General features: G+C 62.5%; 27 protein-coding genes and 1 tRNA gene. 14 read left to right on the forward strand and 14 right to left on the reverse strand.

What is annotated here, in order from left to right; translation table 11 throughout:
• The first annotated feature begins 13 nt into the window (after positions 1-13).
• The 4 genes from IE166_RS10585 to IE166_RS10600 are packed head-to-tail and all read left to right on the forward strand — an operon-like array spanning position 14 to position 4,848.
• Positions 14-1,096, forward strand: a complete 1,083-nt coding sequence (locus tag IE166_RS10585) for a microcin C ABC transporter permease YejB (RefSeq protein WP_189503647.1) — start codon at positions 14-16, stop codon at positions 1,094-1,096.
• Positions 1,096-2,247: an ABC transporter permease gene (locus IE166_RS10590; protein ID WP_189503649.1), complete on the forward strand. Its 1,152-nt coding sequence runs from the start codon at positions 1,096-1,098 to the stop codon at positions 2,245-2,247. Before IE166_RS10585 ends, IE166_RS10590 begins: the two co-directional genes overlap by 1 nt.
• A 5-nt stretch (positions 2,248-2,252) precedes the next feature.
• Complete coding sequence (locus IE166_RS10595) at positions 2,253-3,881, forward strand: ABC transporter ATP-binding protein (protein ID WP_189503650.1); 1,629 nt, start codon at positions 2,253-2,255, stop codon at positions 3,879-3,881.
• A gap of 13 nt (positions 3,882-3,894) precedes the next feature.
• Positions 3,895-4,848 (forward strand): 2-hydroxyacid dehydrogenase, encoded by a 954-nt coding sequence (locus IE166_RS10600; protein WP_189503653.1) that lies wholly within the window; start codon positions 3,895-3,897, stop codon positions 4,846-4,848.
• A 21-nt stretch (positions 4,849-4,869) separates the two neighbouring features.
• Here IE166_RS10600 and IE166_RS10605 read toward each other — a convergent pair whose 3' ends face one another.
• Positions 4,870-5,388 (reverse strand): TIGR00645 family protein, encoded by a 519-nt coding sequence (locus tag IE166_RS10605; protein ID WP_189503654.1) that lies wholly within the window; start codon positions 5,386-5,388, stop codon positions 4,870-4,872.
• Between the two features lie 162 nt (positions 5,389-5,550).
• Positions 5,551-7,647: an OmpA family protein gene (locus tag IE166_RS10610; protein ID WP_189503656.1), complete on the reverse strand. Its 2,097-nt coding sequence runs from the start codon at positions 7,645-7,647 to the stop codon at positions 5,551-5,553.
• A gap of 153 nt (positions 7,648-7,800) precedes the next feature.
• Between IE166_RS10610 and IE166_RS10615 the strand changes: the two genes are divergently transcribed.
• Entirely contained in the window at positions 7,801-8,247 is a 447-nt protein-coding gene (locus tag IE166_RS10615) for a YcgN family cysteine cluster protein (protein ID WP_189505832.1), read from the forward strand.
• Between the two features lie 137 nt (positions 8,248-8,384).
• Entirely contained in the window at positions 8,385-8,723 is a 339-nt protein-coding gene (locus IE166_RS10620; RefSeq protein ID WP_189503658.1) for a hypothetical protein, read from the forward strand.
• A gap of 109 nt (positions 8,724-8,832) precedes the next feature.
• Here the strand turns inward: IE166_RS10620 and IE166_RS10625 are convergent, their stop codons facing one another.
• Entirely contained in the window at positions 8,833-9,552 is a 720-nt protein-coding gene (locus IE166_RS10625; RefSeq protein WP_189503660.1) for an SIMPL domain-containing protein, read from the reverse strand.
• A 163-nt stretch (positions 9,553-9,715) separates the two neighbouring features.
• On the opposite strand from IE166_RS10625, the gene IE166_RS10630 reads away from it, so the two are divergent.
• A tRNA-Ile gene (locus tag IE166_RS10630) sits at positions 9,716-9,791 on the forward strand.
• A gap of 36 nt (positions 9,792-9,827) precedes the next feature.
• Here the strand turns inward: IE166_RS10630 and IE166_RS10635 are convergent.
• The 6 genes from IE166_RS10635 to coxB all read right to left on the reverse strand — a co-directional run bounded on the left by IE166_RS10635 (position 9,828) and on the right by coxB (position 15,777).
• Entirely contained in the window at positions 9,828-11,072 is a 1,245-nt protein-coding gene (locus IE166_RS10635; RefSeq protein WP_189503662.1) for a GGDEF domain-containing protein, read from the reverse strand.
• A gap of 97 nt (positions 11,073-11,169) precedes the next feature.
• Entirely contained in the window at positions 11,170-11,622 is a 453-nt protein-coding gene (locus tag IE166_RS10640) for a DUF421 domain-containing protein (protein ID WP_189503664.1), read from the reverse strand.
• A gap of 11 nt (positions 11,623-11,633) precedes the next feature.
• Positions 11,634-12,146, reverse strand: a complete 513-nt coding sequence (locus tag IE166_RS10645; RefSeq protein WP_189503666.1) for a hypothetical protein — start codon at positions 12,144-12,146, stop codon at positions 11,634-11,636.
• 114 nt (positions 12,147-12,260) lie between these two features.
• Entirely contained in the window at positions 12,261-12,605 is a 345-nt protein-coding gene (locus IE166_RS10650; RefSeq protein ID WP_189503668.1) for a hypothetical protein, read from the reverse strand.
• Positions 12,605-15,118 (reverse strand): cytochrome c oxidase subunit I, encoded by a 2,514-nt coding sequence (ctaD, locus tag IE166_RS10655; RefSeq protein ID WP_189503670.1) that lies wholly within the window; start codon positions 15,116-15,118, stop codon positions 12,605-12,607. Before ctaD ends, IE166_RS10650 begins: the two co-directional genes overlap by 1 nt.
• Complete coding sequence (gene coxB / locus IE166_RS10660; RefSeq protein ID WP_189503672.1) at positions 15,118-15,777, reverse strand: cytochrome c oxidase subunit II; 660 nt, start codon at positions 15,775-15,777, stop codon at positions 15,118-15,120. Before coxB ends, ctaD begins: the two co-directional genes overlap by 1 nt.
• 105 nt (positions 15,778-15,882) lie before the next feature.
• On the opposite strand from coxB, the gene IE166_RS10665 reads away from it, so the two are divergent.
• Entirely contained in the window at positions 15,883-16,380 is a 498-nt protein-coding gene (locus IE166_RS10665) for a DUF2231 domain-containing protein (RefSeq protein WP_189503674.1), read from the forward strand.
• Here the strand turns inward: IE166_RS10665 and IE166_RS10670 are convergent.
• From IE166_RS10670 to IE166_RS10680, 3 genes are all read right to left on the reverse strand, one after another.
• A complete protein-coding gene (locus IE166_RS10670; RefSeq protein ID WP_189503675.1) occupies positions 16,361-16,855 on the reverse strand; it encodes a CopD family protein in 495 nt (164 codons plus the stop codon). The two genes, IE166_RS10665 and IE166_RS10670, sit on opposite strands and share 20 nt — an antisense overlap.
• A complete protein-coding gene (locus IE166_RS10675) occupies positions 16,843-17,577 on the reverse strand; it encodes a cytochrome c oxidase assembly protein (protein ID WP_189503677.1) in 735 nt (244 codons plus the stop codon). The genes IE166_RS10670 and IE166_RS10675 overlap by 13 nt, the downstream gene beginning before the upstream one ends.
• A gap of 90 nt (positions 17,578-17,667) precedes the next feature.
• Positions 17,668-18,369: an HPP family protein gene (locus tag IE166_RS10680; RefSeq protein ID WP_189503679.1), complete on the reverse strand. Its 702-nt coding sequence runs from the start codon at positions 18,367-18,369 to the stop codon at positions 17,668-17,670.
• A gap of 232 nt (positions 18,370-18,601) precedes the next feature.
• Between IE166_RS10680 and IE166_RS10685 the strand changes: the two genes are divergently transcribed.
• From IE166_RS10685 to IE166_RS10700, 4 genes are all read left to right on the forward strand, one after another.
• Positions 18,602-19,720, forward strand: coding sequence for an L-dopachrome tautomerase-related protein (locus IE166_RS10685; RefSeq protein ID WP_189503681.1), 1,119 nt, complete (start codon positions 18,602-18,604; stop codon positions 19,718-19,720).
• A 232-nt stretch (positions 19,721-19,952) separates the two neighbouring features.
• Positions 19,953-20,771: a hypothetical protein gene (locus IE166_RS10690; RefSeq protein ID WP_189503683.1), complete on the forward strand. Its 819-nt coding sequence runs from the start codon at positions 19,953-19,955 to the stop codon at positions 20,769-20,771.
• Positions 20,768-21,169 carry a phage holin family protein gene (locus tag IE166_RS10695; protein WP_189503685.1) on the forward strand — a complete coding sequence of 134 codons (402 nt, stop codon included), beginning with the start codon at positions 20,768-20,770 and terminating at the stop codon, positions 21,167-21,169. Before IE166_RS10690 ends, IE166_RS10695 begins: the two co-directional genes overlap by 4 nt.
• Positions 21,166-22,314, forward strand: a complete 1,149-nt coding sequence (locus tag IE166_RS10700) for a DUF3618 domain-containing protein (protein ID WP_189503687.1) — start codon at positions 21,166-21,168, stop codon at positions 22,312-22,314. The genes IE166_RS10695 and IE166_RS10700 overlap by 4 nt, the downstream gene beginning before the upstream one ends.
• A 62-nt stretch (positions 22,315-22,376) precedes the next feature.
• Here the strand turns inward: IE166_RS10700 and purU are convergent, their stop codons facing one another.
• On the reverse strand, positions 22,377-23,267 hold the full coding sequence (gene purU, locus IE166_RS10705; protein WP_189503689.1) for a formyltetrahydrofolate deformylase: 891 nt from the start codon (positions 23,265-23,267) through the stop codon (positions 22,377-22,379).
• 216 nt (positions 23,268-23,483) lie between these two features.
• Here purU and IE166_RS10710 point away from each other — a divergent pair, with 216 nt between their 5' ends.
• Positions 23,484-24,023, forward strand: coding sequence for a gluconokinase (locus IE166_RS10710; protein ID WP_189505833.1), 540 nt, complete (start codon positions 23,484-23,486; stop codon positions 24,021-24,023).
• A 2-nt stretch (positions 24,024-24,025) separates the two neighbouring features.
• Here IE166_RS10710 and IE166_RS10715 read toward each other — a convergent pair whose 3' ends face one another.
• Positions 24,026-24,550 (reverse strand): sigma-70 family RNA polymerase sigma factor, encoded by a 525-nt coding sequence (locus IE166_RS10715; protein ID WP_189505835.1) that lies wholly within the window; start codon positions 24,548-24,550, stop codon positions 24,026-24,028.
• A gap of 338 nt (positions 24,551-24,888) precedes the next feature.
• On the opposite strand from IE166_RS10715, the gene IE166_RS10720 reads away from it, so the two are divergent.
• Positions 24,889-25,938 (forward strand): alpha/beta hydrolase, encoded by a 1,050-nt coding sequence (locus IE166_RS10720; protein WP_189503691.1) that lies wholly within the window; start codon positions 24,889-24,891, stop codon positions 25,936-25,938.
• Positions 25,939-25,951 lie beyond the last annotated feature (13 nt).

The raw sequence follows: 25,951 nt of genomic DNA on the forward strand, positions 1-25,951 counted from the left end.
GGATGGTGATCTAGTGGGCGCTTACATCCTGCGCCGATTGCTGCTGATGGTTCCAACCATCTTCGGCATCATGGCCGTGTCCTTCCTGGTGATTCAGTTCGCGCCCGGCGGTCCCGTCGAGCAAGTCATCGCCAAGCTGTCCGGCCAGGGCAGCGACATGCTTTCGGGCGGTGGGGGCGATAGTGGCCAGGCTGGCGGCGGTGGCGAGAGTTCGCAATATCGCGGCGCGCAGGGGCTCGACCCCGCCTTCATCAAGCAGCTGGAAGCGCAGTTTGGCTTCGATAAGCCGTGGTACACCCGCTTCTTCGGCATGCTGGGCAGCTACCTGCGGTTCGATTTCGGCGAGAGCTTCTTCCGCGATATTTCCGTGCTAGACCTGATCATCGAGAAGATGCCGGTCTCGATCTCGCTGGGGCTCTGGATCACGCTGATTTCCTATGTGATTTCGATCCCGCTGGGGATCCGCAAGGCGGTCAAGGACGGGTCGAGCTTCGACGTCTGGACCTCCGGCATCGTCATCATCGGCTATGCCATTCCCGGCTTTTTGTTCGCGATCCTGCTGATGGTGTTGTTTGCCGGCGGATCGTTTTTCGACTGGTTCCCGCTGCGCGGGCTGACCTCCGAAAACTGGTCGCAGCTGTCGTGGCCGATGAAGATCATCGACTACTTCTGGCATCTGGCGCTGCCGTTGACCGCGATGGTTCTGTCCGCTTTCGCCACAACGACCCTGCTGACCAAGAACTCGTTTCTGGAAGAAATCCGCAAGCAGTACGTCGTGACGGCGCGTGCCAAGGGCCTGTCTGAGCGGCAGGTGCTTTATGGCCACGTGTTCCGCAATGCGATGCTGATCGTGATCGCGGGCTTCCCTGGCGCCTTCATCTCGGCCTTCTTCACGGGGTCCCTGCTGATCGAGAACATCTTCTCGCTCGATGGGCTTGGCCTGCTTGGATATCGCTCGGTGATCGACCGCGATTATCCCGTGGTGTTTGCCACGCTCTTCATCTTCTCGCTGGTGGGGCTGTTGGTTGGCCTGCTTTCGGATCTTCTTTACACCTGGATCGATCCGCGCATCGACTTCGAGAGCCGGGACGTTTGATGTCGGAAATCCAGCTCAAGGCCGAAGTGGAACAGGTGCGCGAACGCGTGTCGCGCCCATGGCTGTCGCCGTTGAACGCCAGGCGATTGGAAAGCTTCAAGGCGAATCGGCGCGGGTACTGGTCGCTCTGGATCTTCCTCGTCCTGTTCGTTCTGTCGCTCGGCGCCGAATTCATTGCCAACGACCGGCCCATCCTCGCCTCCTACAAGGGCGAGATCCTCGTGCCGGTGCTGGTGGACTATCCGGAAGAGAAGTTCGGCGGTTTTTACGCCGTGACGGACTACCGCGACCCCACGATCAGCGACGAGATCGAGGCTAATGGCTGGGTGATCTGGCCGCCGATCCGCTATTCCTACAACACCGTCAACAACGACATTCCGGCTGCGGCGCCTGCCAAGCCCTCCTGGATGTATTCGGTGGAAGAGCGTTGCTCGCGCTATCCGCTGGGCGTGGACGATCCGAACTGCACGCTGGGCAACTGGAACTGGCTGGGCACGGATGATTCCGCGCGCGACGTGCTGTCGCGCGTGATCTACGGCTTCCGTATTTCGGTGCTGTTTGGTCTGGTGCTGACCCTGGCATCGGCGGTGATCGGTGTTTCGGCTGGTGCCGTGCAGGGTTATTTCGGCGGCTGGACCGACCTGCTGCTGCAGCGTTTCATCGAGATCTGGTCGTCCATCCCGGTGCTCTACCTCATCCTGATCATCGCCGCCGTGCTGCCGCCGGGCTTCTTCATCCTGCTCGGTATCATGCTGCTGTTCTCGTGGGTGGCCTTTGTGGGCGTGGTGCGCGCGGAGTTCCTGCGGGCGCGCAACTTCGAATATGTGAATGCCGCACGCGCGCTCGGCGTCGGCAACCGCACGATCATGACGCGGCATCTCCTGCCCAACGCCATGGTTGCGACGCTGACCTTCCTGCCGTTCATCCTCAACAGCTCGATCACGACGCTGACCTCGCTCGACTTCCTGGGCCTTGGACTGCCGCCAGGATCACCGTCGCTGGGCGAACTACTGCGTCAGGGCCAGCGCAACCTCAATGCGCCGTGGCTCGGCATTTCGGGCTTCCTCGTTTTGTCCATCATGCTGTCGCTGCTCATCTTCATCGGCGAGGCCACGCGCGACGCCTTCGATCCGCGCAAGACGTTCCGGTGAGAAACGTGACCCAGCCGCTTCTTTCCGTTCGCGACTTGTCGGTTGCCTTCACCCAAGGCGGGCACGAAAGCCTCGCCGTGGATCACGTGTCCTTCGACATCGCCAAGGGCGAAACCGTGGCGCTGGTGGGTGAATCCGGTTCGGGCAAGTCGGTATCGGCGCTTTCCGTGCTGAAGCTCCTGCCCTACCCGCCCGCCCGCCATCCAAGCGGGCAGATCCTGTTCGATGGCGTTGATCTGCTGTCGGCCGATGAAATCGCCTTGCGGAAGGTGCGCGGCAACGACGTCACCATGATCTTCCAGGAGCCCATGACGTCGCTCAATCCGCTGCATACGATCGAGCAGCAGGTCGGCGAAGTGCTCAAGCTGCATCAGGGCATGCGCGATGCTCAGGCTCGGGCACGCACGCTGGAGCTTCTGAACGAAGTCGGTATTCGCGAGCCGGAAAAGCGGCTGTCCGCCTATCCGCATCAGTTGTCGGGCGGGCAGCGGCAGCGCGTGATGATCGCGATGGCGCTGGCGAACCGGCCGAAGCTGCTGATTGCCGACGAGCCGACCACCGCGCTCGATGTCACCGTGCAGGCGCAGATCCTCAAGCTGCTCGGCGAGTTGAAGGCGACGCATGGCATGTCCATGCTGTTTATCACGCATGATCTGGGCATCGTCCGACGCATTGCCGATCGTGTCTGCGTGATGACCAAGGGCAGGATCGTGGAAGAAGGGCCGACGAAGGAGATCTTCGCCAACCCGCAGCACGAGTACACGCGCCATCTGCTGGCGGCCGAACCAAAGGGCGCGCCGCCGCCGGTTGATCCCACGGCCAAGACGGTGATGTCGGGGCGGGACATCAAGGTCCATTTCCCGATCAAGCAGGGCTTTTTCCGCAAGACCGTCGATTATGTGCGGGCGGTGGACGGCATCGATGTCACGGTGAAGGCCGGGCAAACGCTTGGCGTGGTCGGCGAATCCGGTTCGGGCAAGACGACGCTCGGCCTGGCACTGGCGCGCATGATTTCGTCCAAGGGCGACATTCGCTTCGAGGACAAGGCGATCGACGGCCTGTCGTTTAAGGAGATGCGGCCGCTCCGCAATGAATTGCAGATCGTGTTCCAGGACCCGTTCGGGTCGCTGAGCCCGCGCATGTCGGTTGGCGAGATCATCCAGGAAGGGCTGAAGATCCACGCCCGCGATCTGTCCGCAGACGAGCGCGATGATCGTGTTGTCGATGTGCTGCGCGAAGTCGGGCTCGATCCGGCGACCCGCTTCCGTTATCCGCACGAGTTTTCCGGCGGCCAGCGCCAGCGCATCGCGATTGCACGCGCCATGGTGCTGAAGCCGCGCTTCGTGATGCTGGACGAGCCGACTTCGGCGCTCGACATGAGCGTGCAGGCGCAGGTGGTGGATCTGCTGCGTGATCTCCAGAAGAAGCACGACCTCGCCTACCTCTTCATCAGCCACGATCTGAAGGTCGTGCGCGCGCTGGCCAACGAAGTGATCGTGATGCGCAACGGCCAGGTGGTGGAGCACGGTCCGTCGACGCAGATCTTCGACAATCCGCAGACCGATTACACCAAGGCGCTGATCGCGGCCGCCTTCAAGATCGAGACGGCTGCGGATAGTGCCATCAGCCAGTAACGGAACGCTTCGCATGACCGACGGAACGCGGGGCAAGGTGCTGCTTGCCACCAACAAGACCGACAACGCGCTTTGGGTCGATCTTCTCGGCCGCACCGGACGCGAGGTGGTGACTGCGCCCGATGGCGCGGAAGATCCCAGCATCCATTATGCCGTGGCCTGGCATCAGCCGCATGGCGTGCTCGGCAATCTGCCTAACCTGAAGGCGATCTTCTCGCTGGGTGCAGGCGTCGATCACGTGCTGCGCGATCCGACCCTGCCCGACCTGCCGATCGTGCGCGTGGTGTCCGAGAACCTGGCGCAGCACATGGCGGAATATGTGACGTGGCGGGTGCTCGATCATCACCGCCGAGGCGCGCAGTACCAGCGGCAGCAGGCCGCAGGCGACTGGAACGAACTGACTCAGCCGACTTCAGCGGAAACAAGCGTCGGCTTCATGGGCATCGGCGAGCTGGGACGTACCGCTGCGCGTGCCGTCGGTTCGCTCGGCTTCAAGCTCAACGGCTGGAGCCGCCGCCCCGCCGACGTGCCTGACATGACCACCTATGCCGGTGCCGAGGGCTTGCCGGACTTTCTTGCGAGTACAGACATTCTCGTCGTGCTGCTGCCGCTGACCGACGCCACACGCGGCATCATCACCTATGATCTCCTGAGACAACTGCGCCGCGACAATGCGATCGGCGGCTCGGTGCTGATCAATGCCGGCCGTGGCGGCTTGCATCGTGAAGCCGATATTCTGCGCGCGCTGGAAGATGGTTCGCTCGGCGAAGCCAGCCTAGACGTGTTCGAGACAGAGCCGCTACCGGAAGCCTCGCCGCTGTGGCAGCATCCGAAGGTTTTCGTCACGCCGCATGCGGCAGCGCCGTCCGATCCGCGCGCCATTACCATGCCGATGCTGGAACAGATGGACGCGTATGACCGCGGCGAGCCGCTGCAGAACCTGGTGGATCGCGCGGCCGGCTATTGATCTGAAAAGTCCGCCGAGCTTCTAAAGGCTCGGACCGTCAATCTTGTCCTTCTTGGCCGAAAGCTTGTCGATATAGGCCAGGAACAGGGCTGACACGACGAAGGCCAGGTGGATGATGGTGAGCCACATCAGCTGGAACGTCGTGTAACTCGTACTGTTCAGGAACACCTGCAGCAGGTGGATGGACGAGATGGCGACGATGGTCGAGGCGACCTTGATCTTCAGCGAACCCGCATCGATCGTGCCCAGCCAATGAACTTGATCGCCCGACTGGTCGAAGCGGGAAACAAAATTCTCGTAGCCTGAAATGATGACCATGACGACAAGGCTGGCGACAAGGGCTGCATCGATCAGCCCGAGCATCTTCAGGATCGTATCCGTGTCGTTGAGCAGCGTGACATTGCTCGCAAATTCGAACAGCTTGCCCGCAAAGGACACCGCATAGATTGCCAGTGCGACCGCCAATCCCAGGTAAAACACGACCAGCAGCCAGCGCGACGCCAGGATCACCGATTCAACCAGCAGTTCAAGGCGCTTCATAAAGGCTCCAGCACAGGACAGACACAGCGCCACTTTTGCGGAATGGCGAATGTCGCCCATAGCCAAAGGAACAAGGCGAGCAAAGGGCGGCTCTTCGAATCCGCTATGAAAAAGCCCGGCTGCATGCGCAACCGGGCTTCAACTTCGCGTTAGAAGGCGCGCTTACTTGGCGCTGGCGCTCGCGGGGGCCACAAGCGCCGTGATGCGGCGGATGGCGACGCGGCGGTTTTCCTGCTCCGCACCATCCGTCTTGATCTTCAGATAACGCTCACCGTAGCCCTGCGTGGTCAGGTTCTCCGGCGGGATATCGAAGTAGCGCGACAGTGCATCGGCGACGGCTTCCGCGCGGCGATCCGACAGAACCAGGTTGGACTGGTCGCTGCCAACCGCATCCGTGTGACCTTCGATCAGGAAGGTCTCGGCCGGGTTGCGCTTCAAGAGCTTCTGCATGCCCTGTGCCACGCCTTCGAGACGATCGACCTGGCTTTCGGCGACTTCTGCCGAACCGGTTGCGAAGGTGATCGTGTCGAGGTCGACGCGGCGCACCGTGTCACGAACGCGGGCCGAACGCTTCACTTCTTCAACCGAGTAAAGACGCTCGATGCGCTCCACCGGCGGCTGGTCGAGGAAGTCGTAGTAGCGCTCGGGCTCGTCATCCACCGTACCGGCGTCGAGAATGTAATCGCGCGCAGGGATGGTGAGGACGAGCGGCGGCAGGTCCTCGCCGGGATCGCGCCATTCGCGGCCACGATCGCGGTCGTACTCATCCTCATCCACATAGGACAGCACGTATTCGCGGTTGTCCGGCGTGATGCGCGAACGACGAACCACATCGCCATAGGCGTTGCGGATGGTCACGACCTGCGTGCCGTCCTGGCGCACGATGGTTTCGCGGGTGCGGCCACGCGGCAGCTCCTCGTAATAGGTATCGCGGGAGTCACGTCCCATACGATCACGGTCCGAGCTTTCCACGAAGTCCTGGCCGCCGAAGTTCAGGATGATGCGGTTGTCGACTTCCTTCACGACGTCGACATTTTCGCGACGCTCCCAACGACGCGGCTGATCGCGGTCGACCTCGATGCGCTGGCCGCGCTCTTCGCGAGCCGAGCGGATGTCGGTTGGACGCGCCCGGTCACTCTGCGCGGCAGCATCCGAGGTCGGAGGCGGTGCGGCAGGCTGTGCTGGCTGTGCCTGCTGAGGCTGACCGGCAGCACCCGGCTGAGGAGCCGCACCAGGCTGGCCGGCTGGCGCCTGCGGCACTTCCTTGGCGCTATCCAGAACCGGCGCGGCATTCTCCGGCAGCGGCGATCCGGCGACAGGCTCGCGCGCGGCAGGTGCGGCTGCGGCGGGTTCGCGTGCCGGTGGCTGTTCGATCTGGGTCGGCTGGGCTGGTTCAGGCGCAGCACCTGCTGGCGGCGTTGCGGCTGGCGGGGTCTGGCCGGCTGGGGCTCCGGCTGGTGGCGTTTGAGCCGGTGCTTCCGACGGTGCTGCGGCAGGAGCCTGTTCGGCTGCGCCAGCAGCAGGCTGCTCGCCTCCCTTGTTGCCACGCTGTCCATCACGACGCTCGCCATCACGGGGACGACGGCGTTCGCCGCCCTGTTCGCCATTGGCGTCGCCCTTGCGCATATCCTGGCGCATGCGCTCTGCACCGGACTTTGGCTCACCGGCCGGTTGTTCGGGTGCTGCTTCGGATTTCGGTGCAGCTTCGCCTTCAGGGGCTGCTGCCGCAGGCGCCTGCTGGGTGTCGCTCGACTCGGTTTCTGCCGGCTTGGCTTCTTCGGAATTGCGCTGCTGACGGCGCTGCGGGCGGGCTTCAGGCTTTTCTTCGGCCTGTGGTGCAGGCTCTGCCTGAGGTTCTGGCTGCGCTTCAGGCTGAGACTCTGCCTGCGGTGCGGCTTCCGGTTCTGCAGCACGCTTGCGGCGCGGTTCTTCTGCCTTCGGCTGTTCGGCCTGGGGTTCGGCAGCCTGGGTTTCAGGCTGCGCCTGCGGCTCTGCGGCAGGCTCATCAGCAGGGGTGTTGGCAGGCTCTTCGGCAGGCGCCGGACGCTCGGCTGGCGGTTGATCCGTTTGCGGCAGAATCTCTTCCGCCGGCTGGCTGTCCGTTCCCGATTCAGCCTGTGCGAGCAGGATCGAACGCTGCATGACCGTTTCGCCTGAAGTCGGCGCGAGGCTGGTCGGCAGCGATGCGGCGCGCACCGGTGCCGTGGCCATCAACAGGCCAAGCGCCGTTCCCGCCAGAATCGTGTTGCGACTTTTCATGGTGTCTCCTTGTCCATTTCGTCCCGTTGCGCAGCCAAATGGAGCGCGTTGCGCCAAGTTCCACCCGGATTCGCCTGAACAGCGCGTGAATGTGGTGTTCACCTAGATCGTGAACGCCTTGATTTGGCCGCTGCGAAGGATCACATGGCACCCATGGATCTGCCCTTCTGGAAACGCAAAAGCTTGGAAGCGATGACACTTGCCGAGTGGGAGTCGCTTTGCGACGGCTGCGGCAAGTGCTGCCTGGCCAAGCTCGAGGACGAAGACTCGGGCGAGATTTACTGGACCAGCGTCGCCTGCCGCCTTTTCGATGCCGGTTCATGCCAGTGCAGCGATTACGTGCAGCGCAAGCGCAAGGTGCCGGATTGCGTCAAGCTCACCCCGAAAAAGGTGCGCGAGATAGACTGGCTGCCGCGCACCTGCGGTTATCGCCTGGTGGCCGAGGGCAAGGACCTGTTCGACTGGCATCACCTGATTTCGGGAAGCCGCGATACCGTTCATAGCGCCGGCATTTCCATGCTCGGCCGCGTCACCGCGCTTGAAAGCGACATGACCGACGACGAGGATTATTTCGACCACGTGCTGGACGAGCAGCCGTGAGTGAGGGGATTCGCGGCCGTATCTCGCGAGACTGTTGGCGGCTGAACCCGATATGAACGATCGGTTCGATTAAAGTTCAGGCCGGAAGTGGCAAACGCATCCTCATCGCCGAAACAGGCCATGAGGAGACGCTGTTCATGCTCAAGATCGTCCAAACCACCGCACTGTCCCTGAGCGTTCTGCTCGGCAGCTTCGCCACCCTTCCCGCCGCCCAGGCCGCAAGCGTCAGCGTTACCGTCGCGCCTGAGACGGTGCAGTATCGCCACGAGCGCGACTGGCGTCATGAGCGTCATCGTGATCGTCCGCGCCGCGCCTGCACCCCGGAACGCGCGACCGAAAAGGCGTGGAAGATGGGCATCAACCGTCCCCGCGTTTCCAACGTCAACCGCAACACGATCGCCGTTCGCGGCTTCCAGCGCGGCCATACCGTGCGCGTCCTCTTCGCGCGGGCTCCGAACTGCCCCGTCATCCGCTAAAAGGGTTTTTCGGTTCCAGCGAAGAAAGGCCGGTGGAGCGATCCACCGGCCTTTTCCTTGTTCACGTCAGCGCTTTTACGCTGCTGGGACAGCGCGTTTGCGCTGGAGATCAGCGATCGATCGCGAAGGTGACGGAGACCTGAACGCGATAGGAATTCTCACCGGCTTCAACAGGGGCCGGGGCGGGCGCCACCGCACGCGCCTCGAAGCTCTTCGCCATCATCGGCATGGGCGGCTGGCGCATCGAGTTTTCCGAGATTTCCATGACCTGGCCGAGCTTGATGCCGGCAGCCTCAGCCAGAGTCTTGGCACGCTCCATCGCATCCTGCACCGCACGCTTGCGCGCTTCGGCGAAGACCTTGGTCGTGTCGGCGGAATCGAAGTTGATCTGGCCGCCCTGGTTGACGCCGAGCGACACAGCCTTGTCGAGAAGCGCGCCGACCTTGTCGATCTGGCGCACGCGCACGCCGAGCGAATTCGTCACCTGATAGCCAACGAGCCGCGTTTCGGTCTCCTTGTTCTCTTCGGTGGGATAAACGTAGCGCGGCTCGATCGACAGGCTGCTGGTCTGCAGGTCGGCATCTGCAATGCCTTCCGCCTTCATGGCGCTGATCACCGCCGCCATCGCCGAACTGTTGGCGTCCAAGGCTTCGCGCGCAGTCTTTGCTTCGCGCATCACGCTCAAGGACAGCATTGCGAGATCCGGCCGCGCCGTCGCCTCGCCCTCGCCCGTGACCACGATCTGCGGGGTCGGTGCGGGCGGCACCGGCTGCGCGAAAGCTGAGGCGGAACCGAGCATCAGGAAAGCAAACGGAAGAGTGGCGCGCATCGTGTCAGTGTCTCCATCGAACAAGGATCATCCCTCGCCCCACGCCTAGGTGGCGATTATGGAGCGAATACGACGCGGGCTGCATCATCATTGCTGCCTTGCGCAGAAGCGCGACGCGGAACTTGTGCTAGTCGCGCAAATTGCCTAGTGGTTCCCCTGGGTGGGGCCTGTAGCTCAATGGTTAGAGCCGGCGGCTCATAACCGCTTGGTTGGGGGTTCGAGTCCCTCCGGGCCCACCAACAATCATCCCCTCTGGTCTTCGAACCAGCGTCGTATCAGCCGTGGTCGGCGGCCTTGAGTTGGGTTATCAGGCTGAGATTGGATGGGGTTTGAAGGTTGTGCAGCGCCTGCACGCCTTCTTCGCCGAGCAGTGGTTCGGGCATCGGGCAGATGCGGTTTCGGCCTGTTTCCTTCGCGTGATAGGCTCTGGCGTCAGCGCGGGCGAGCAGTGTTTCGAACGTGTCTGCTGCCTTCAATTCGGCGATGCCGCCGCTGACCGTAATGGCTGGATGATGGGCGCCGAGATGCGGCAGGTCTGCGCGGATCGCTTGAGCCGTCAGCCATGCGCCGCGCAGCGTCGTGCGCTCCAGAACGACAATGAATTCTTCGCCGCCGATGCGGGCGACCAGTGAGGTCGGCGGCGCCTTGCTGGTCAGAACGGCGGCAAATGCGCGAAGCACGGCGTCGCCAGTCGCATGCCCGTAGCCATCGTTCACCCGCTTGAAGTGGTCGAGGTCGAAGAGCAGCACCGCCACGGGCTGACCTGCCTGCCGGGCGGCATCGATGATGCGGGGCGCGTGCCGGTCGAAGCCCCGGCGGTTGGCAATGCCGGTCAGCGCATCGGTTTCGGAGTCGCGGATCGACGATGACAGCACCGACTGAACGAGCATGAGCAGGATCAGCAAGCCCGCCATGACGATGAGAATGCCGCCGAGCGCCTGCGAGAACAGGGCATACGGACTTGCGGCATAGACCTTTGCGGACACACCGGAGCCGAACGCGGCTGCAAAGAAGGGCTTTGCCACGAAGTAGGCGGTCATGACGCCCAGTAGAATAGCCAAGGCAAGCCACATCAAGCTTCGCGTTCGGCGGGCAGCTGCAATGGCTGTTGCAGCGGAACAGGCCGAGATCGCGATGAAGGGCGCCTGGTAGACCAGCTCATACCAAAGCTCGTTCCGCGGTCCATTCCAGATCGCAGCGCGACCGATGATGCCGGCAAGCAGAAGGCTGACCAAAATCTTTCGCGGCTGTTCCCTCCCTGCAAGCGACGTCACCCCCATGAGGAAGGTGAGCATGGACAACAGGAAGGTGCCGTAGCTGGTCGCCAGAAAGAGGGCGGTGTGATCGAGAAAGCGGACGGCCAGTTCGCTGAGCGGCGTCAGCATGCCGAGAAGGTAGACCGCACTGAACCAGGTTGCCGCGCGCTGCTGAGGATAGGAAACCCGGACAACCGCGAAGGTCGTCGCGAAAAGAAGCGCTACGCAAACATTCACGACGATTGCGTAAACAGCTCCGTCCACAAGCAGCTCCCCCCATTGAGCGACGGATGTTACGTTACAGGAGCTGAGCCACTTTTTCGTTAATACCGAAATCCGCTAAACGCCCCTCAATCCCGTGCTACCCCGCGTCCTCCGTCGGAATAATCGTGATCTTGCCGCCGGCTTCAAGGATGGCGAACTTGATCTGTTCGAGGCGTTGAAGGCCGTGTTGTTCGCGGCCTGCCGCCAGGATCTCGTCGATCGAGACGCGGGACTCGCGCAGAGCGTGCCAGTCCGGTTTGCAGGAGGCGATCAGAACCGTCGGGGCACCGTCCATCCAGCGGGCGAGCCGTGGAGCTTTGGTCTTGAAGGCGTTGAGCGCGATGTCGGTCAGGAACAGGGTGATGATCAGAACCACCGAGTTGACGATGGAAAAATCGTCGCCCAGCAGCGCCTGCTGCGTGGTTTCGGCGATGATGAGCAGCAGAACAAGATCAAACGGCGTCATTTGCGCCAAAGTGCGGCGGCCGCTCAAACGCACGATCAGAAGAAGGACGATGTAGATGCCTACACCGCGCAGAACGCTTTCCAACGGCTCGGCTCCTAGGGAAGAATAACGGTGGTAAGCGCTGAGGGCGCTGCGTTGTCGATGGCGATCGCGTAATCGGCGATGCCGGGATGGATGGGGCGCAGATGCAGCTGAACAAGGATCGGCTGTTTGTCTTCGGCCTTGATGACTAGGGTCTGCTTGCCGCCTTGGCCGATGACATCCGTGGTTTGCGGCTGAACGGCTTCCAGCTGGAACTGTTCGAAGAAACTGTCCGAGAAGGTGATGCGCCGTTCCGCGCCGCCGGGCGCAAGGCGCAGCGTGATCATGTCGCTTGTTTGCCAGCGGCTGACGCGGGGATAGTCGATCTGGCTGTCGCCCTGCTGCTGCGAGGCCGCGGCCAGCATGCCGCCACTTCCGGTGAGGCCAACAAGGCTGGCAACCACGATCAGCCCATAGAATACCCAGGCGATGCGCTCGACCTTCCAGAAACGCTCCTGGAAGGTGCGATGCTCTTCCAGCTGCAGCCCATCTTCGCGGATTTTGGGAATGTCGCGCTCGGCGGCCATGATGTCCTTCCCGACGAATGGTCCGTTCTGGACCGATGTTTGAGGATGAACATCAGAGGGTCGGCTTTGTGGCAAGCGTCTAATCGACCGGCAGGCGCTCTCTCCCCAGCTGTGTCAGCAAGGCGTCAGCATCAGGGTTCCGGCAAAGGTGAAGGCGGTGGAGAACACGGCGGCGATCGCGGCATAGAAGGCCACCGTCTGGAGAAAGGCAGCTGCTCCGGATGTGAACTGACTGCGGCGCAGGAAAACCACTAGGCCGAGCCCGGCCAGAAGGTGCAGGACGTAAAGTGCAACCAGTTGCACGCGCTGGAGCGACAGGCCGGCGAGGAGATGAACATCGCTCCAACCCTGGCGGCAGCCGATCGACAGGGCGCTGTAAAGCACGACGAAGGCGACGGACCAGATCACGAAGCCGGCCGCCAGCGCCAAAAGCCGTTTGCCGGATGCTACCTCCCCCATCACGGCCTCCCGCCAACGGACCAGCAGAGAGCGACCACCGCCAGAAGCGCGACGACGCCGGCAACGGCGGCATAGTCATGCCACAGGCTGCCGATACGAAGGTCGAGGCTGCGAAGCGCGGACAGTTTGCCGTGACGCTGCCGCTGCACGCCGTACAGCGCCAGGATGCAGCCGACGCCAGAGTGCAGGAAGGCGTAGCCGAGAATGGCGAAGAGCGTGGCGTGATGGGCGTGCAGCGTCGGGTCGGGGATGTCCGACGCGATCACGGCGGCAACGACCGCGCAAACGCCGGCATGCGACAGCGCGCAAAGGCCGAGCCACGCTGAGGGCGAGCGGGTGCGAGCGAGATCGCGCAGTGCGAGGCGGCCATAGATCGCGGCGGCGATCATGAGCAAGGCGGCGAGCGCAAGCAAGCCGTAGCTCGGCGAGACGACCACCGGGGGCGGCCAGGCAGGCGCGATCAGGGCCAGAAACACGCAGCCGAACAGAAGCGAGGCGAAGAAGGTCGCGTCGGCGCCGAGCGTAAAGACCATGGCCCACCAGGACGGCGGCCGCTCCGCTTCCCAATGCACGGCCGCTGATTGACCATGGCCGATCGGCAGCGGGCCGAGATCGGACTGCGCGCCGGTTGTGCGCGTCCAGGACAAGAGCAGAGTCACTGTGATCGCAAGGGGTAGCAGGGCCAGCCAATAGGCCTTGAACAACAGGCACAAAACGATCGCGCCGGTGGCTAGCCCGGTCCACAGGGGCAGGATCGTAGGCTTGGGCAAAACGATGACCTGATCCGGCTCGCCTTCGATCATGCCGACGCCTAGCGTTTCCATCCAGCCATAGCGCGCAAAGCCGAGGTAACCGCGTCCGGCGGCCAGCTTCACGGCGTGGTCTTCCGGGTCGAGCCAGTCGGCACGGCTTTGCACGCGCGGAAGAGAGGCGAAGGCATAGGCGGGCGGCGGAGTGGGTGTCGCCCATTCCAGGCTGCGCGCACCCCAGGGATTGCGCCGGAAGGCTTTGCCGAAGCGCACTTGCAAGATGATGTCGACCACGAAGAGCGCAAAGCCGATCGCCATCAGAAAGCTGCCGACCGAGGAGAGGAGGTTCAGCCATTCCCACTTGGCTTCAGGCGGATAGGACGCGATGCGGCGGGGCATGCCGAGCAGGCCCGTCAAATGCATCAGGAAGAACGTCATGTTGAAGCCGCCGAAGATCAGCCAGAAGGCCGGCACGGACAGTTTGTGGTCGGACACCCGTCCGGTGATATGCGGCAGCCAGTAATAGGCGGCGGCAAGCATGGGAAACACGAAGCCACCGACCAGCACGTAGTGAAGATGGGCCACCACGAAATGCGTGTCATGCGCTTGCAGGTTGAAGGGCACCATGGCGAGCATCACGCCGGTCAGCCCGCCGATTACGAAGATCACGAAGAAGCCGGCGAGATAGAGCATCGGCACATCAAAGCGCGGGCGTCCCGATGCCAGCGTGGCGATCCAGGCAAAGATCTGCAGGCCGGTCGGGATCGCCACTAGCCCGCTGGCAGCGGAAAAGAAGGCGAGCGCCAGATGCGGAATGCCGATGGCGAACATGTGGTGGACCCACAGGCCGAAGGACAGGAAGCCCACCGCGATGATGGCCGCAATGATCGCGCGGTAGCCAACCAGCGGATGCCGCGCAAAGGTCGGGATCATCATCGAGATGGCTCCTGCCGCCGGCAGGAAGATGATGTAGACTTCCGGATGGCCGAACAGCCAGAACAGGTGCTGCCACAGCAAACTGTCGCCGCCGCGTACCGGATCGAAGAACGGCAGGTCGAAGGCGCGTTCTAGCTCGAGCAGGATCGAGCCGAGGATCAGCGGCGGAAAGCCGAACAGCATCATCAGCGCGGTGACCAGCAGATACCAGGCCATAATCGGCAGCCGGTCGATCGACATGCCGGGCGCGCGCAGCTTCAGGATCGAAACGGTGATCTCGATCGCCGCCGACAGCGCCGAGATTTCCACGAAGGTGATGCCGAGCAGCCAGATATCGGCATTGATGCCCGGCGAATAGGTGGATGAACTGAGCGGCGTATACATGAACCAGCCGCTGTCCGGCGCAACGCCGAGAAGCAGCGCCGCGATCAGGATCGAACCGCCGAAGACATAACACCAGAAGCCGTAGGCGGTGAGGCGCGGAAAGGCCATGTCGCGCGCGCCGAGCATCTTGGGCAGGAGATAGATCGCGAAGCCCTCGAACATGGGGATCGCAAACAGGAACATCATCACCGTGCCATGCATGGTGAAGAGCTGGTTGTAGATGTCAGGCCCGACAAAAGCGCTGCGCGGGGTGGCGAGTTGCGCGCGGATCAGCATGGCCAGCACGCCGCCGATCGCGAAGAACACGAAAGCCGCGATGATGAAGCGCTTGCCGAGCACGGTGTGGTTGACGGCCGACAGGCGGCCCCATCCGGGCTTGGTGTCCCAGATGGCTTGAAGGTCGTGGTGCAGCTTGATCGGCGAACTGGGGCTTGGCTGGTCCATTATTGCTGCCCTGCCCCGGATGCATTCAGCGGATCGACGATTTCGGTGAAGCGCTGCGGCTCGTGTGCTTCCACCGCAAAGCGCATCACAGCATGGCCTTCGCCACAAAATTCGGCGCAGATGCCGCCATAGTGACCGGGCTTTTCAGCCAGCAGCCGGATCGTATTCGTATGGCCGGGAATGGCGTCGATCTTGCCGCCGAGACGCGGGATCCAGAAGCTGTGGATGACATCGCCGCTGGTGACCGTGAAATCCACCGGCCGGCCGGCGGGGATGTGCAGCTCGTTGAACGAGAGAGCCCCATCGCTGCCGGGATAGCGAAACTCCCACTGCCATTGCCGCGCCGTGGCTTCGATACGGACCGGCGCTTGTTCGGCATGAACGAGCAGCCTTTCGCCCAGTGCAAAGGAAGTCGCGACCAGAGCGGCGATTACGGCGGATGGCATGACGAGCCCGCCGCCCACGATCAACCAGCGCGCGGAAAGCCAGTGGCGACCGGGCTGGGTGAAGGAGAGGCACAGGATCGCGCCGACCAGAACAAAGATCGCGGCGGAGCCCGCGACCATGATCCACCAGAGATTGGCGACGTTGCGCGCGTTCGGGCCGGCCGCATCCAGGGCAGACAGATCGCCTGCGCAGGCACTGAGCAGCAGGACCATACCTAGGATTGGGGCTGGACGAAGCAGCCGGGATGCATATGTCGTGGAGGACGCTATTGCGCGGGACTTGGTTGAGCCGAGGCCTGTTTTCAAAGGAGACACTGCATGTCCGATGCCAGCGGCAAGGGTCCGGTGATCGAGGAAGTCCTTGACGAGGACGTGCAATCCACCGTCGCCGTGGCCGGTCATCCTCTGCATGCGATGGGCGTGCATTTCCCGATTGCCCTCGCGATCGCAACGCTGGGTGTCGACGTTTTCTACTGGTTTACCGGCGATCCGTTCTGGGTGCGGGTCAGCCTCTGGTCGAGCGGTTTTGCCTTCGCAACCGCTGCCTTGGCCGGTTTGATCGGCACGGCGGAGCTCGTTCTGGTGCGAGGTATCCGCATCCGGGTTGCCAGCTGGACGCATGCGATCGCGGCCATGATGCTGATCGCCGTGCTCGGTTTGAACTGGGGTTTTCGCATGCAAAACCCGGAAAATATCCTGCCTCACGGCCTGCTTTTGTCCGTTCTGGCGAGCCTTTTTACCGGTTTGGCGGGCTGGCACGGGGGAAAACTGGTGTTTGATCACGGCATCGGCCTCATCATCTCGGATAAGGAATGAGGTCGCCGAGCAGGCGCGACAGTCCGCCGGGTTCGCGAAGCACATCGGGGAGAAGATCCGGCACGATCGGCTTGGCGAGAACCACGAACAGAACCAGCGTGACGGTCAGCACGGTCGTGGCCGTGGTCGCGACGAAGCGCCAGGGTGGATAGATATAGCCTTTGTCGAACAAGCGGATGATGACCATGCCGGTCAAAGCGTGGATCAGCACCATCACGCCGACAAAAGCGAGCTTGAGCGAGAACCAGGCCTCGAAGGTTTCGCGCAGGAAGATCAGAACCGTGCCGCTGCCGATCGCAATGAATGCGGCGGGCGAGAGGATCACGACGTAAAGGTAGCGCACCAGCGCCTGCAGCTCGTGCAGCGCTGCCTGGTTGGGAACAAGCGCGCGGCGCATGTAAAGGCCGGGCAAACAGATCAGCCCGGCGCTCCAGATTGCGATGGCGGTGATGTGGAGGAATTTCAGCCAGACCATGAAGCCTGGCTCTCTCCTGAAGGTTTCAGCAGCGTCAGCAATCGAACAAGCGCAACGATCAGATAGGGTGCGGCAGCGGGCACCCACATGATGAGGCCAGCCAACTGTTGGTCTTCAAGGGGCGACAGGCCGAAGGGCTGCGTGGTCAAAGCGTGGGTCTGATAGAGTTCGGTGGTCTGGAAGGTCAGCAGCGCGCCGAGCATGCCCATCTGCACGACTGTGGCGAGCAGAGCGAGGATTGCAGCGGCGGGTTGCGGACGGTGGAACACCTGCTGCCACATCCAGAAAGCAGAGCCGAAGATCGTCGCCTGCATCAGCCAATACAGCGCGGCGGAGACCACGGCGTGATCATACACGGCCGGTGCGTGCCAGAACCAGAAGGTGGCGGCGTGGAGGAGCACGACGAGGGAAAGCGATGTGCGCGCGGAAGACAGTGGGGGCACCGGCAGTGCCCAGGCGAACAAAGGAGCGAGGACGGCCGCCAGGACGACGTGATGGACGGTACGAACGGAAAACAGCGCGGCGGTCAGCCCGCACAAGGGCGAGATGAACAGGATGGTGACGCCGAGCGTGCCGAGCAGGAAGGCTACGCGGCGGCTGGGCTCTATACGGGGCAGGCCGAGCAGGAGCAGCGCGCAGAGGCCGACCGCAACGGGATCGAAATTCCATTGGGTTGCCCAAGTTTCCGGAACGGGCGCAGGCCCGCAATAGGTCGTTTCCATCGTTGTTCACTTCACCGCCGCCGCTCAACTACGACATAACGGATCAAGCGAGCCCGGCAACCGCAATCAAAGGAGTTTGATCGCGGTTCGCTATCTTGCTGGCCTGCCGACCGTTTCCGCTCTGCGCCGGCGCTCCGCATGAACCTCCACCTGGCGGAAGATCAGGTCGAGATCCTCACGGCTGACGTCGAAGGTTTCGCCGAGATCTTCCAGCGCACGGTCGATATCCTCGGGATGCGGGATGATCGTGGCGGGCGGCGGCTGATGGCCGGCGACCGGAACCGAGCGGTGCGGGTAGGAATGGCCGGACACGCGATGGAAGATCAGGCCGGCCAAAACCAGAACCAGCGAGTTGGCGGCAACCGGCACGATCGGAAACCCATAGCCGGTGGCCGCAACCAGCGGGCCGCCCAGCACGGCCGTCAATGCAGCCGCACCGCCAGGCGGATGCAAACAGCGCGTCAGGGACATGATGAAGATCGCACCGCCCACGCCTACGCCCGCAGCCAGCGGCAAGGACGGAATGAGATGCCCCGCCAGCAGGCCGACGAAAGCGGAAATGACATTGCCGCCGATCACCGACCAAGGCTGCGCCAGCGGGCTGGCCGGAACGGCAAAGACCAGCACGGCCGAGGCGCCCATTGGGGCGACGAGCAGCGGAAGGCTCGCCACCGGCAGCGGGATCATGAAGCACACGGCACCAGTGATGGCGATGCCGAGCATCGCGCCCAGGGATGCAAGCGATCGGTCGCGAAAGCTGGCACCCGCAAGAAGCAGGCGGGGGAAAGGCATGGGCACTGTCCAAGAAGGCGAACAGACACGGGAGGTGCCAATCGCAACGCCTTGGTCATAACAGAGGCTGATCCTCCATCAAGGAACACCATGCTCTCCAAACGGCGCTGAGCGGAGCTGTCTTGCTCACTCGTCCGGCTTGGCAGGAAAATGGATGGCGCGCCGGATCGTTTCGGGCGCTTGCCGGTTATGCGCGCACTTCGCTGCATCGTCGATCTAAGGGATGAGATCCATGAAACCCCACTCTTTGTTGTGGCTGTCGGTAGCTTTCCCGATGGCCTTTTCCGCAGGTTTTGCGCCTGCATCCGCGCAGGAACAGCCGAAGCTGGAACAGGTCGCGGCGTTCGATCATCAGGTTACCGGCGTGACGGTGAGCGAAGACAACCGCATCTTCGTCAACTTCCCGCGTTGGAGCGACGATGCGCCGGTGTCGGTGGCCGAGGTGAAGCCGGACGGCACGATCGCCGCCTACCCGAACGACGAATGGAATGCGTGGCGCAATGCCAAGCGTTATGAGCTTGGCGCCGGCGATCACTTCGTTTGCGTGCAGAGCGTCGTTGCCGACAAGCGCGGCAGCCTGTTCGTGCTCGATGCGGCGGCTCCCGCGCAGAGCCATGTGGTGGCGGGCGGACCGAAGCTGGTGCGCATCGACCTGAAGACCAATGCGGTCACCAAGACCTACAAGTTCGACGAAAAGGTCGCTCCGCAGGGCAGCTACCTCAACGACGTGCGCTTCAGCCCCGACGGCAAGTTCGCCTATATCACCGACTCCGGCGTCAAGGGCGCGATCGTCGTGCTGAACCTCGATACGGCTAAGGCCTGGCGGGCGCTGGATAGGCACAAGAGCACGCAGGTCGAGCCGGAGGTCGTTGTCAGCATCGACAACAAGCCGCTGCGCCAGCCCGACGGGCGCGGTGTCGAGTTCTCTGCCGATGGCATTGCTTTGTCGAAGGACGGCAAGTGGCTCTACTGGCAGGCGATCAAGGGCAAGACGCTGTACCGTGTCGACACCGCCGCCTTGCAGGATGAAGCGATGTCATCAGACGATCTGGCTCAAAAGGTGCAGAAGGTCGGGGAGAACGGCGTTGCCGATGGTCTGCTGATTGCTTCGGACGGCGCGATGATCGTGACGGCGCCGGAGCAGAACGCGCTGCTGCGCCGCGAAGGCGAGGCCGACCCGAAGATGTGGGTTCAGGACGAGCAGCTGATCTGGCCGGATACGCTGTCGGAAGCGCCAGATGGCACGATCTACGTGACCTCGTCGCGCATTCAGGACATGGCCTGGTTCAAGCCCGGCAATCCAGCCAGCCTGCCAACCAAGCTGTTCCGGGTACCTGCTGCCAAGAAGTAGACGGCTAAGCTTCTAGCTAGGGCAGCAACCTGCTCCACTGTCGATGGCTCTCGTTCAAGCAACGGGAGCCATTTCTTGTTGGCTGACTGGCTTGTGCCAAGTCTTGGATCGTACATCCAGCCTTGCATTAGCCACTTCTTTGCAAGGAATGGGAACATGACTCGGTTTGGCGGGTTCTCTTCGCCGAGGAGGCAGCACACCGACTGCCAATCCGAAGATCGAGAGGAAGACCATGGCCAACGACGAGACTCTATCCGGCGACAAGCCGGACGTCCGCGCAGACCTTGCGCAAACGACCTCGCAAATCCGCGACAGCGTGAACAAGGAAGTGAGCGAAGCCCGCTCGACCCTGCACGATGCGCGTGACGCTGCTTACGATAAAGCGAGCAGCCTTGCCGACGAGGCCAAAACCATTGCAGCCGACAAGACCCAGGCCGCGCAGCAGTCGATTGCCGGCAGCCTGCAGAGCTTCGGCGAAGCGCTGCGCGCAGCCGGCGAGCAGCTGCAGGACAAGGATCAGGGCCAAGCTGCCAAGCTGATCAACGGCGCAGCCGGCAGCATCGACAGCATCGCAAGCTCGTTGAAGGACAAGCCGATCGGGGACGTGATCGGTGAAGTGCGCAAGTTCGGCCAGGCCAACCCGACCGCTCTGATAGCAGGCTCCGTGCTTGCCGGTTTGGCGCTTGGTCGCTTTCTGAAGAGCTCGGCTCCGCGTACTTCGGGCGAAACCGGCGGTTCGGATTACCGAGGCGGCGGCAACTATAGCGGTGCTGGTTCTTCCGGCCGACCTTCCAGCCAGACGCGCTACCCGACGCCTGCCGACCGTGCAGGTGCGGTTTCCAGCGCCGATCGCTTGTCGGGCGACGAGACGTTTACCGGCTTCCCGGAAGGCGGGCAGACGTCGACATCGCCGATTACCGGCGCTGGCGCAGGCTCAACCTCCAGCTCGGCATTCGGGTCTTCCGGCTCGGACTCGCCGTTTGAGGTCGACGTCAAGGACACGACCTCGTCCAGCTATTCCTCGACTTCGGGAACCGGAGGTGACCGATGAGCGATCCCGTTGATTTTCGCGACAATCGCGGTGTCGGCACGCTGATCAGTGACCTGATCCAGCAGGTGTCTTCGCTGATGCAGACCGAAATTCGTCTTCTGCGCGCCGAAATGGGCGACAAGCTGAAGACGATGCTCGGCGGCGCGGTGGAAGTGCTGGCGGGTGGCCTTCTGCTGATGGCCGCACTGCTGATCCTGTTGCAGGCGCTTGTGGTTGCGCTCGCCCATTGGGTTGGAGCCGGCTGGGCTTCGCTGATCGTCGGCCTCGTGGTCGCCGTTATCGGCGTGATCCTCGTCAAGCGCGGCACGTCCAACATCGAACCGAGCAATCTTACCCCTGATCAAACGACCAACCAGCTGGCTCGTGATGCCGCTGTGGTGAAGGAGCAGTTCAAATGAGCGAGTCCACAAGCAGCCTCGAACGCGAAGCCGAAGAGACCCGCGCGCGCATCGCCGATACCGCCGAAACGCTTCGCGCCAAGATGACGCCCGGCCAGATGGTGGACGAATTCACCTCGATCTTCCGTGGCGGTGACACGCAGACTGCCCTGGTGAACCTCAAGAACCAGGTCCGAGACAACCCGTTGCCTCTGGCGCTGGTTGGTGCCGGTCTGGCCTGGCTTGCCATCGGCAAGGGCACGTCGGTTTCCACCTCGTCGTTCCGCGACTACGATCGCGACGAACTTCGCGATTATCCGGCGCGCTCCTATCCGGCTGCGGGCTATGAGAGCGATGACCGCGATTTCGGCGATACCTATGGCGACCAGGATTATTCCCGCTCGACCTATGGTGCTTCGGGTTCAACCTATCGCGGCAGCGGTTCGTCCGATTACGAGCCGGGTACGTCGGGCAGCGACAATGGTCCGGGTGTGATCGAACGCGCAACCGGTGCCGCTTCGGACGCCTGGGATTCCGCAACGGGTGCTGTCAGCGATGCAGCCGGCGCGATTGGCGACAAGCTGTCGGGCGTCGGGTCGTCCGCTCAGCAGGCTGGCTCGCGGGCTGCTCGTGGTGCCGCCGATTACGGTTCGCGCGCTGCTCGCGGCGCTGCGGATTATGGTTCGCGCACGGCTCGTGGCACGGCGCGTCGTGCCCAGGGTCTAGCGGATTCCGCGTCCGACCTGTTCAACCGCGAACCGCTGGCGACGGCGGCTGTTGGTCTTGCCATCGGCGCGCTGATCGGCACGCTTCTGCCGCGCACGCAGACGGAAGACGAGCAGCTCGGCAAGTATAGCGACAACCTGAAGGAGCAGGCGAAGAACCTGGCTTCCGAAGGTCTCGACCATGCCAAGGAAGTTGCAACCGAGACCTATGCCGCGGCCAAGTCCGAAGCTGAGAAGCAGGGCCTGAATCCGGCTGGCGTCGAAGTCGGCGACCTGCATCTGGCCGATCGTGTCAGCTCGGTGATCAAGTCGGCCGCACGCGCCGGCGAAGAAGCTGCCCGTGACAAGCTCGGCTCAGCTTCGTCGGACGAAGACAAGTCTTCAGATGACAACCAGGGTTTTGAAGGCTCGAAGCCCACGCAAGGTTCGTCGCAGTTCTAAGAACCTGTAAGTGCACATCTAAAAAGGCCCGGCTGTTCGCAGCCGGGCCTTTTTGTTTGGGATCAGCCCATGCGTTCTGATGCGTAGCTGCCGGGGCTCGCCGGGAAGACGATGGTCTTGTTGCCGTTAAGGAAAACGCGGCGGTGGATATGGGCATGGATGGCGCGGGCCAGCACCTGCGCTTCCACATCGCGGCCCATCGAGACATAATCTTCCGGGCTCTGCGCATGGGTTACGCGCACCGTGTCCTGCTCGATGATCGGACCTTCGTCGAGATCGGCCGTCACATAATGGCCTGTCGCGCCGATCAGCTTCACGCCGCGCTGATAGGCCTGCTTGTAGGGGTTGGCGCCCTTGAAGGACGGCAGGAAGGAATGGTGGATGTTGATGATCTTGCCCGACATTTTTTGGCACATCGTGTCCGACAGAACCTGCATGTAGCGGGCGAGCACGATCAGGTCCGTGCCGGAGCTTTCCACCAGCTCCATGATGCGGCCTTCGGCCTGCTGCTTGTTTTCCTTGGTGACCGGGATGTGGTGGAAGGGGATGTCGTGGTTCACGACGACCTTCTGGTAGTCGAGATGGTTCGACACCACGCCGACGATGTCGATCGGCAATGCGCCGATGCGCCAGCGGTAAAGCAGGTCGTTCAAGCAATGGCCGAAGCGCGATACCATCAGCATGACCTTCATGCGCTTGTCGGCATCGTGGATCTCGGCACTCATGTCGAAGCGCTCGACGATCGGTTGCAGGCCTTCGGTGAGTTCGTCCAGGCTGACGCCTTCTTCCGACACGACGCTGATACGCACGAAGAAGCGGCCGGTATCGAGATCGTCGAACTGCGAGGCATCGATGATGTTGCAGCCCTTTTCGGCGAGGTAGCCGGACAGCGCCGCAACGATGCCGCGTGTGGATTTGCACGTGACCGTCAGGATGAACTTCGTTGCAGGCATTGATGCAGCTTTCGACATTGGAACCCTCCCCTTGGCCGGCCGTCTAGGATTTCGCTGAAGTTTCACTCAACGGCTCGTCAGAAATCGACGTCCCCTGATAATCCAGCGTCTTCCCGGTGCAAGGGCTTTCTGTGATGCGAAAAGATGCGCATGCCGAGATCGGAGCCCACCGCTTTCCGGCTTGGGCGGTTGGCAGCCTTGCTTTATAGAAGTGCCATGCAGACCATCACCGCACGGCTCGTTTCCACCCACTTCGTCATCATGGGCGTGGCGGGATCGGGCAAGACCTCTATCGGGCAGATGCTTGCCGCGAAGCTCGATGCCGACTTCATCGATGGCGACGACCTGCATCCGCAGAGCAATATCGACAAGATGGCGCATGGCATTCCGCTGACGGATGCCGACCGCGCACCGTGGCTGCAGGCTGTCGGAGAAACGCTGCATGGGCATGCGCAGCGTTTGATCGTCGGTTGCTCGGCCTTGAAGAGAAGCTACCGTGATCAGATCCGGGCCGCTGCCGGGCGGCCGGTGACGTTCCTTTACCTTGACGGTTCGCGGGCTTTGATCGCCGAGCGCATGGGCAAGCGCGAACGGCACTTCATGCCGCTGTCACTGCTGGACAGCCAGTTCGCTGCCTTGCAGGTGCCTGAGCCCGACGAAGATGCGATCACCGTTTCGATCGATGCCGAGCCCGGTGCCGTGGTGGACGCGCTGGTGAGAGCGATTAATGACGGCGCAGAGCCGACCGTCGCCTGAGATCAAGCTGCCGCGCTTGCCTGCAGCGGCCTGACCATCGGCGTAAAGGCTTCGATCGCCGTTCGCGGCGACGTTTCACCCAGAAGCTCCAGCAGCGTGGATCGCGCGCGGTTGAGCCTGCTTTTGATCGTGCCGATGGCGCAATTGCAGATGCGGGCGGATTCTTCATAGGAAATGCCGAGCACGCCGATCAGGATCAGCACCTCGCGCTGCTGCGATGGCAGAGCATTGATGGCGACTTCAATTTCCGTGCCGCGAATGGTCCATTCCTGCGTGGCTTCCGCCGTCGGCAGCGACGAAACGCAATCCGCCCCACCCGGCGCTTCGCGCTTGCGCAGCTTGGCGCGCGTGTAGAACGTGTTGCGCATGATGGTGAAGAGCCAGGATTTCAGCCGCGTTCCCGGCTGGAACTGGCGGATGTTGGCGATGCCTTTCATCAGCGTTTCCTGCACGAGATCGTCGGCATCGGACGGGTCCGGGCAGAAAGTTCGTGCAAAGGCCCGCAAGGCCGGGATCAGCGCGACCATTTCAGCCGACGCCTGCGGCATGGCGGAAGCCGCGCCTTGCTCCTGATTGTCGGAAGCGTCGCTGTCCTGATCGGCAAAACGGTCTTCTGCGTCCAAGCTCACTGATCACTCCCCTTCCAAGACATTGGTAGGGTTTCACAGGCATGGGCGGGCCACGAGCACATAAGTTAAGAGGAACGCAATAAATGCGCGGACTTCAGGCGGGCCGCTTTGACGGCCGCAGGGCCAACAACCTGTCGGCTAACATATGACAGATAAGACGCTTCTAATACGCTGAAATCAAAGGAACTTTCGGTTGAGCTCTCGGTTGCGCAGGACACCCAACACGAGGCAAGCCCATGCACATGACATCGAACCGGTTCGCAGCCGTCGCTCTGCTCGCGGCCAGCGTTATCTTCCCGCCCGCAGCATTTGCTGCAGACCCCTCTCCGGAAATGAAGGCCGTGCTCGACAAGCTGACCGATCTCGAGGTCAAGCCGATCCACACGCTGTCCGTGCCGGATGCTCGCAGCCAGGCGACGCCTGCCGATGCCGCCAAGGCTGTGCAGCTGGAAAAGAGAATTCCGTCTGCGCCGGAATCCAAGGTCCTCACCAAGGACATCAGCATTCCTACGAAAAACGGTGCCCTTGCCGCCCGCGTTTACACGCCGGATGGTGCTGCCAAGGAGGCCTTGCCGGTGGTCGTGTATTTCCACGGCGGCGGCTGGGTCATTGCCGACATCAACGTGTACGATTCAACGCCGCGCGCGCTTGCTGCCGGTGCCAATGCGATCGTGATTTCGGTTGAGTATCGCCACGCCCCTGAAAACAAGTTCCCGGCAGCGCATGAAGATGCGTGGAATGCCTATACCTGGGCGGTCGAGAATGTTCATACGCTGAACGGCGACGCCAAGCGCATCGCGGTTGCAGGCGAAAGTGCTGGCGGCAACCTCGCTGCCAATGTCGCGCTGATGGCCAAGAAGAACGAGACCACTCAGCCGGTTCACCAGCTGCTGGTGTACCCGGTGGCCGGCAACGACATGAACACTGAATCCTACAAGGAAAACGCGGAAGCCAAGCCGCTCGGCAAGGCCGATATGGAATGGTTCGTGAAGAACGTGTTCCCGTCCATGGACGAAACCAAGGACGAGCGTTTGAACCTGGTTGGCCGCACCGACCTCAAGGGTCTGCCATCGGCAACCGTGATCACCGCCGAGATCGATCCGCTGCGTTCCGAAGGCCAGGCCTATGCCGCCAAGCTGAAGGAAGCCGGCGTCGAGGTGAATGCCAAGACTTATCCCGGCGTGACGCATGAGTTCTTCGGCATGGCCAAGGTCGTACCAGCCGCCAAGGAGGCCACGGATCTCGCCGTTGCCGACCTGAAGGCTGCTTTTGCCAAGACCAAGTAACTGTCCCTTTAAA

The sequence above is a fragment of the Tianweitania populi genome (genome assembly GCF_014652875.1).
Taxonomy (GTDB): Bacteria; Pseudomonadota; Alphaproteobacteria; order Rhizobiales; family Rhizobiaceae; genus Tianweitania; species Tianweitania populi.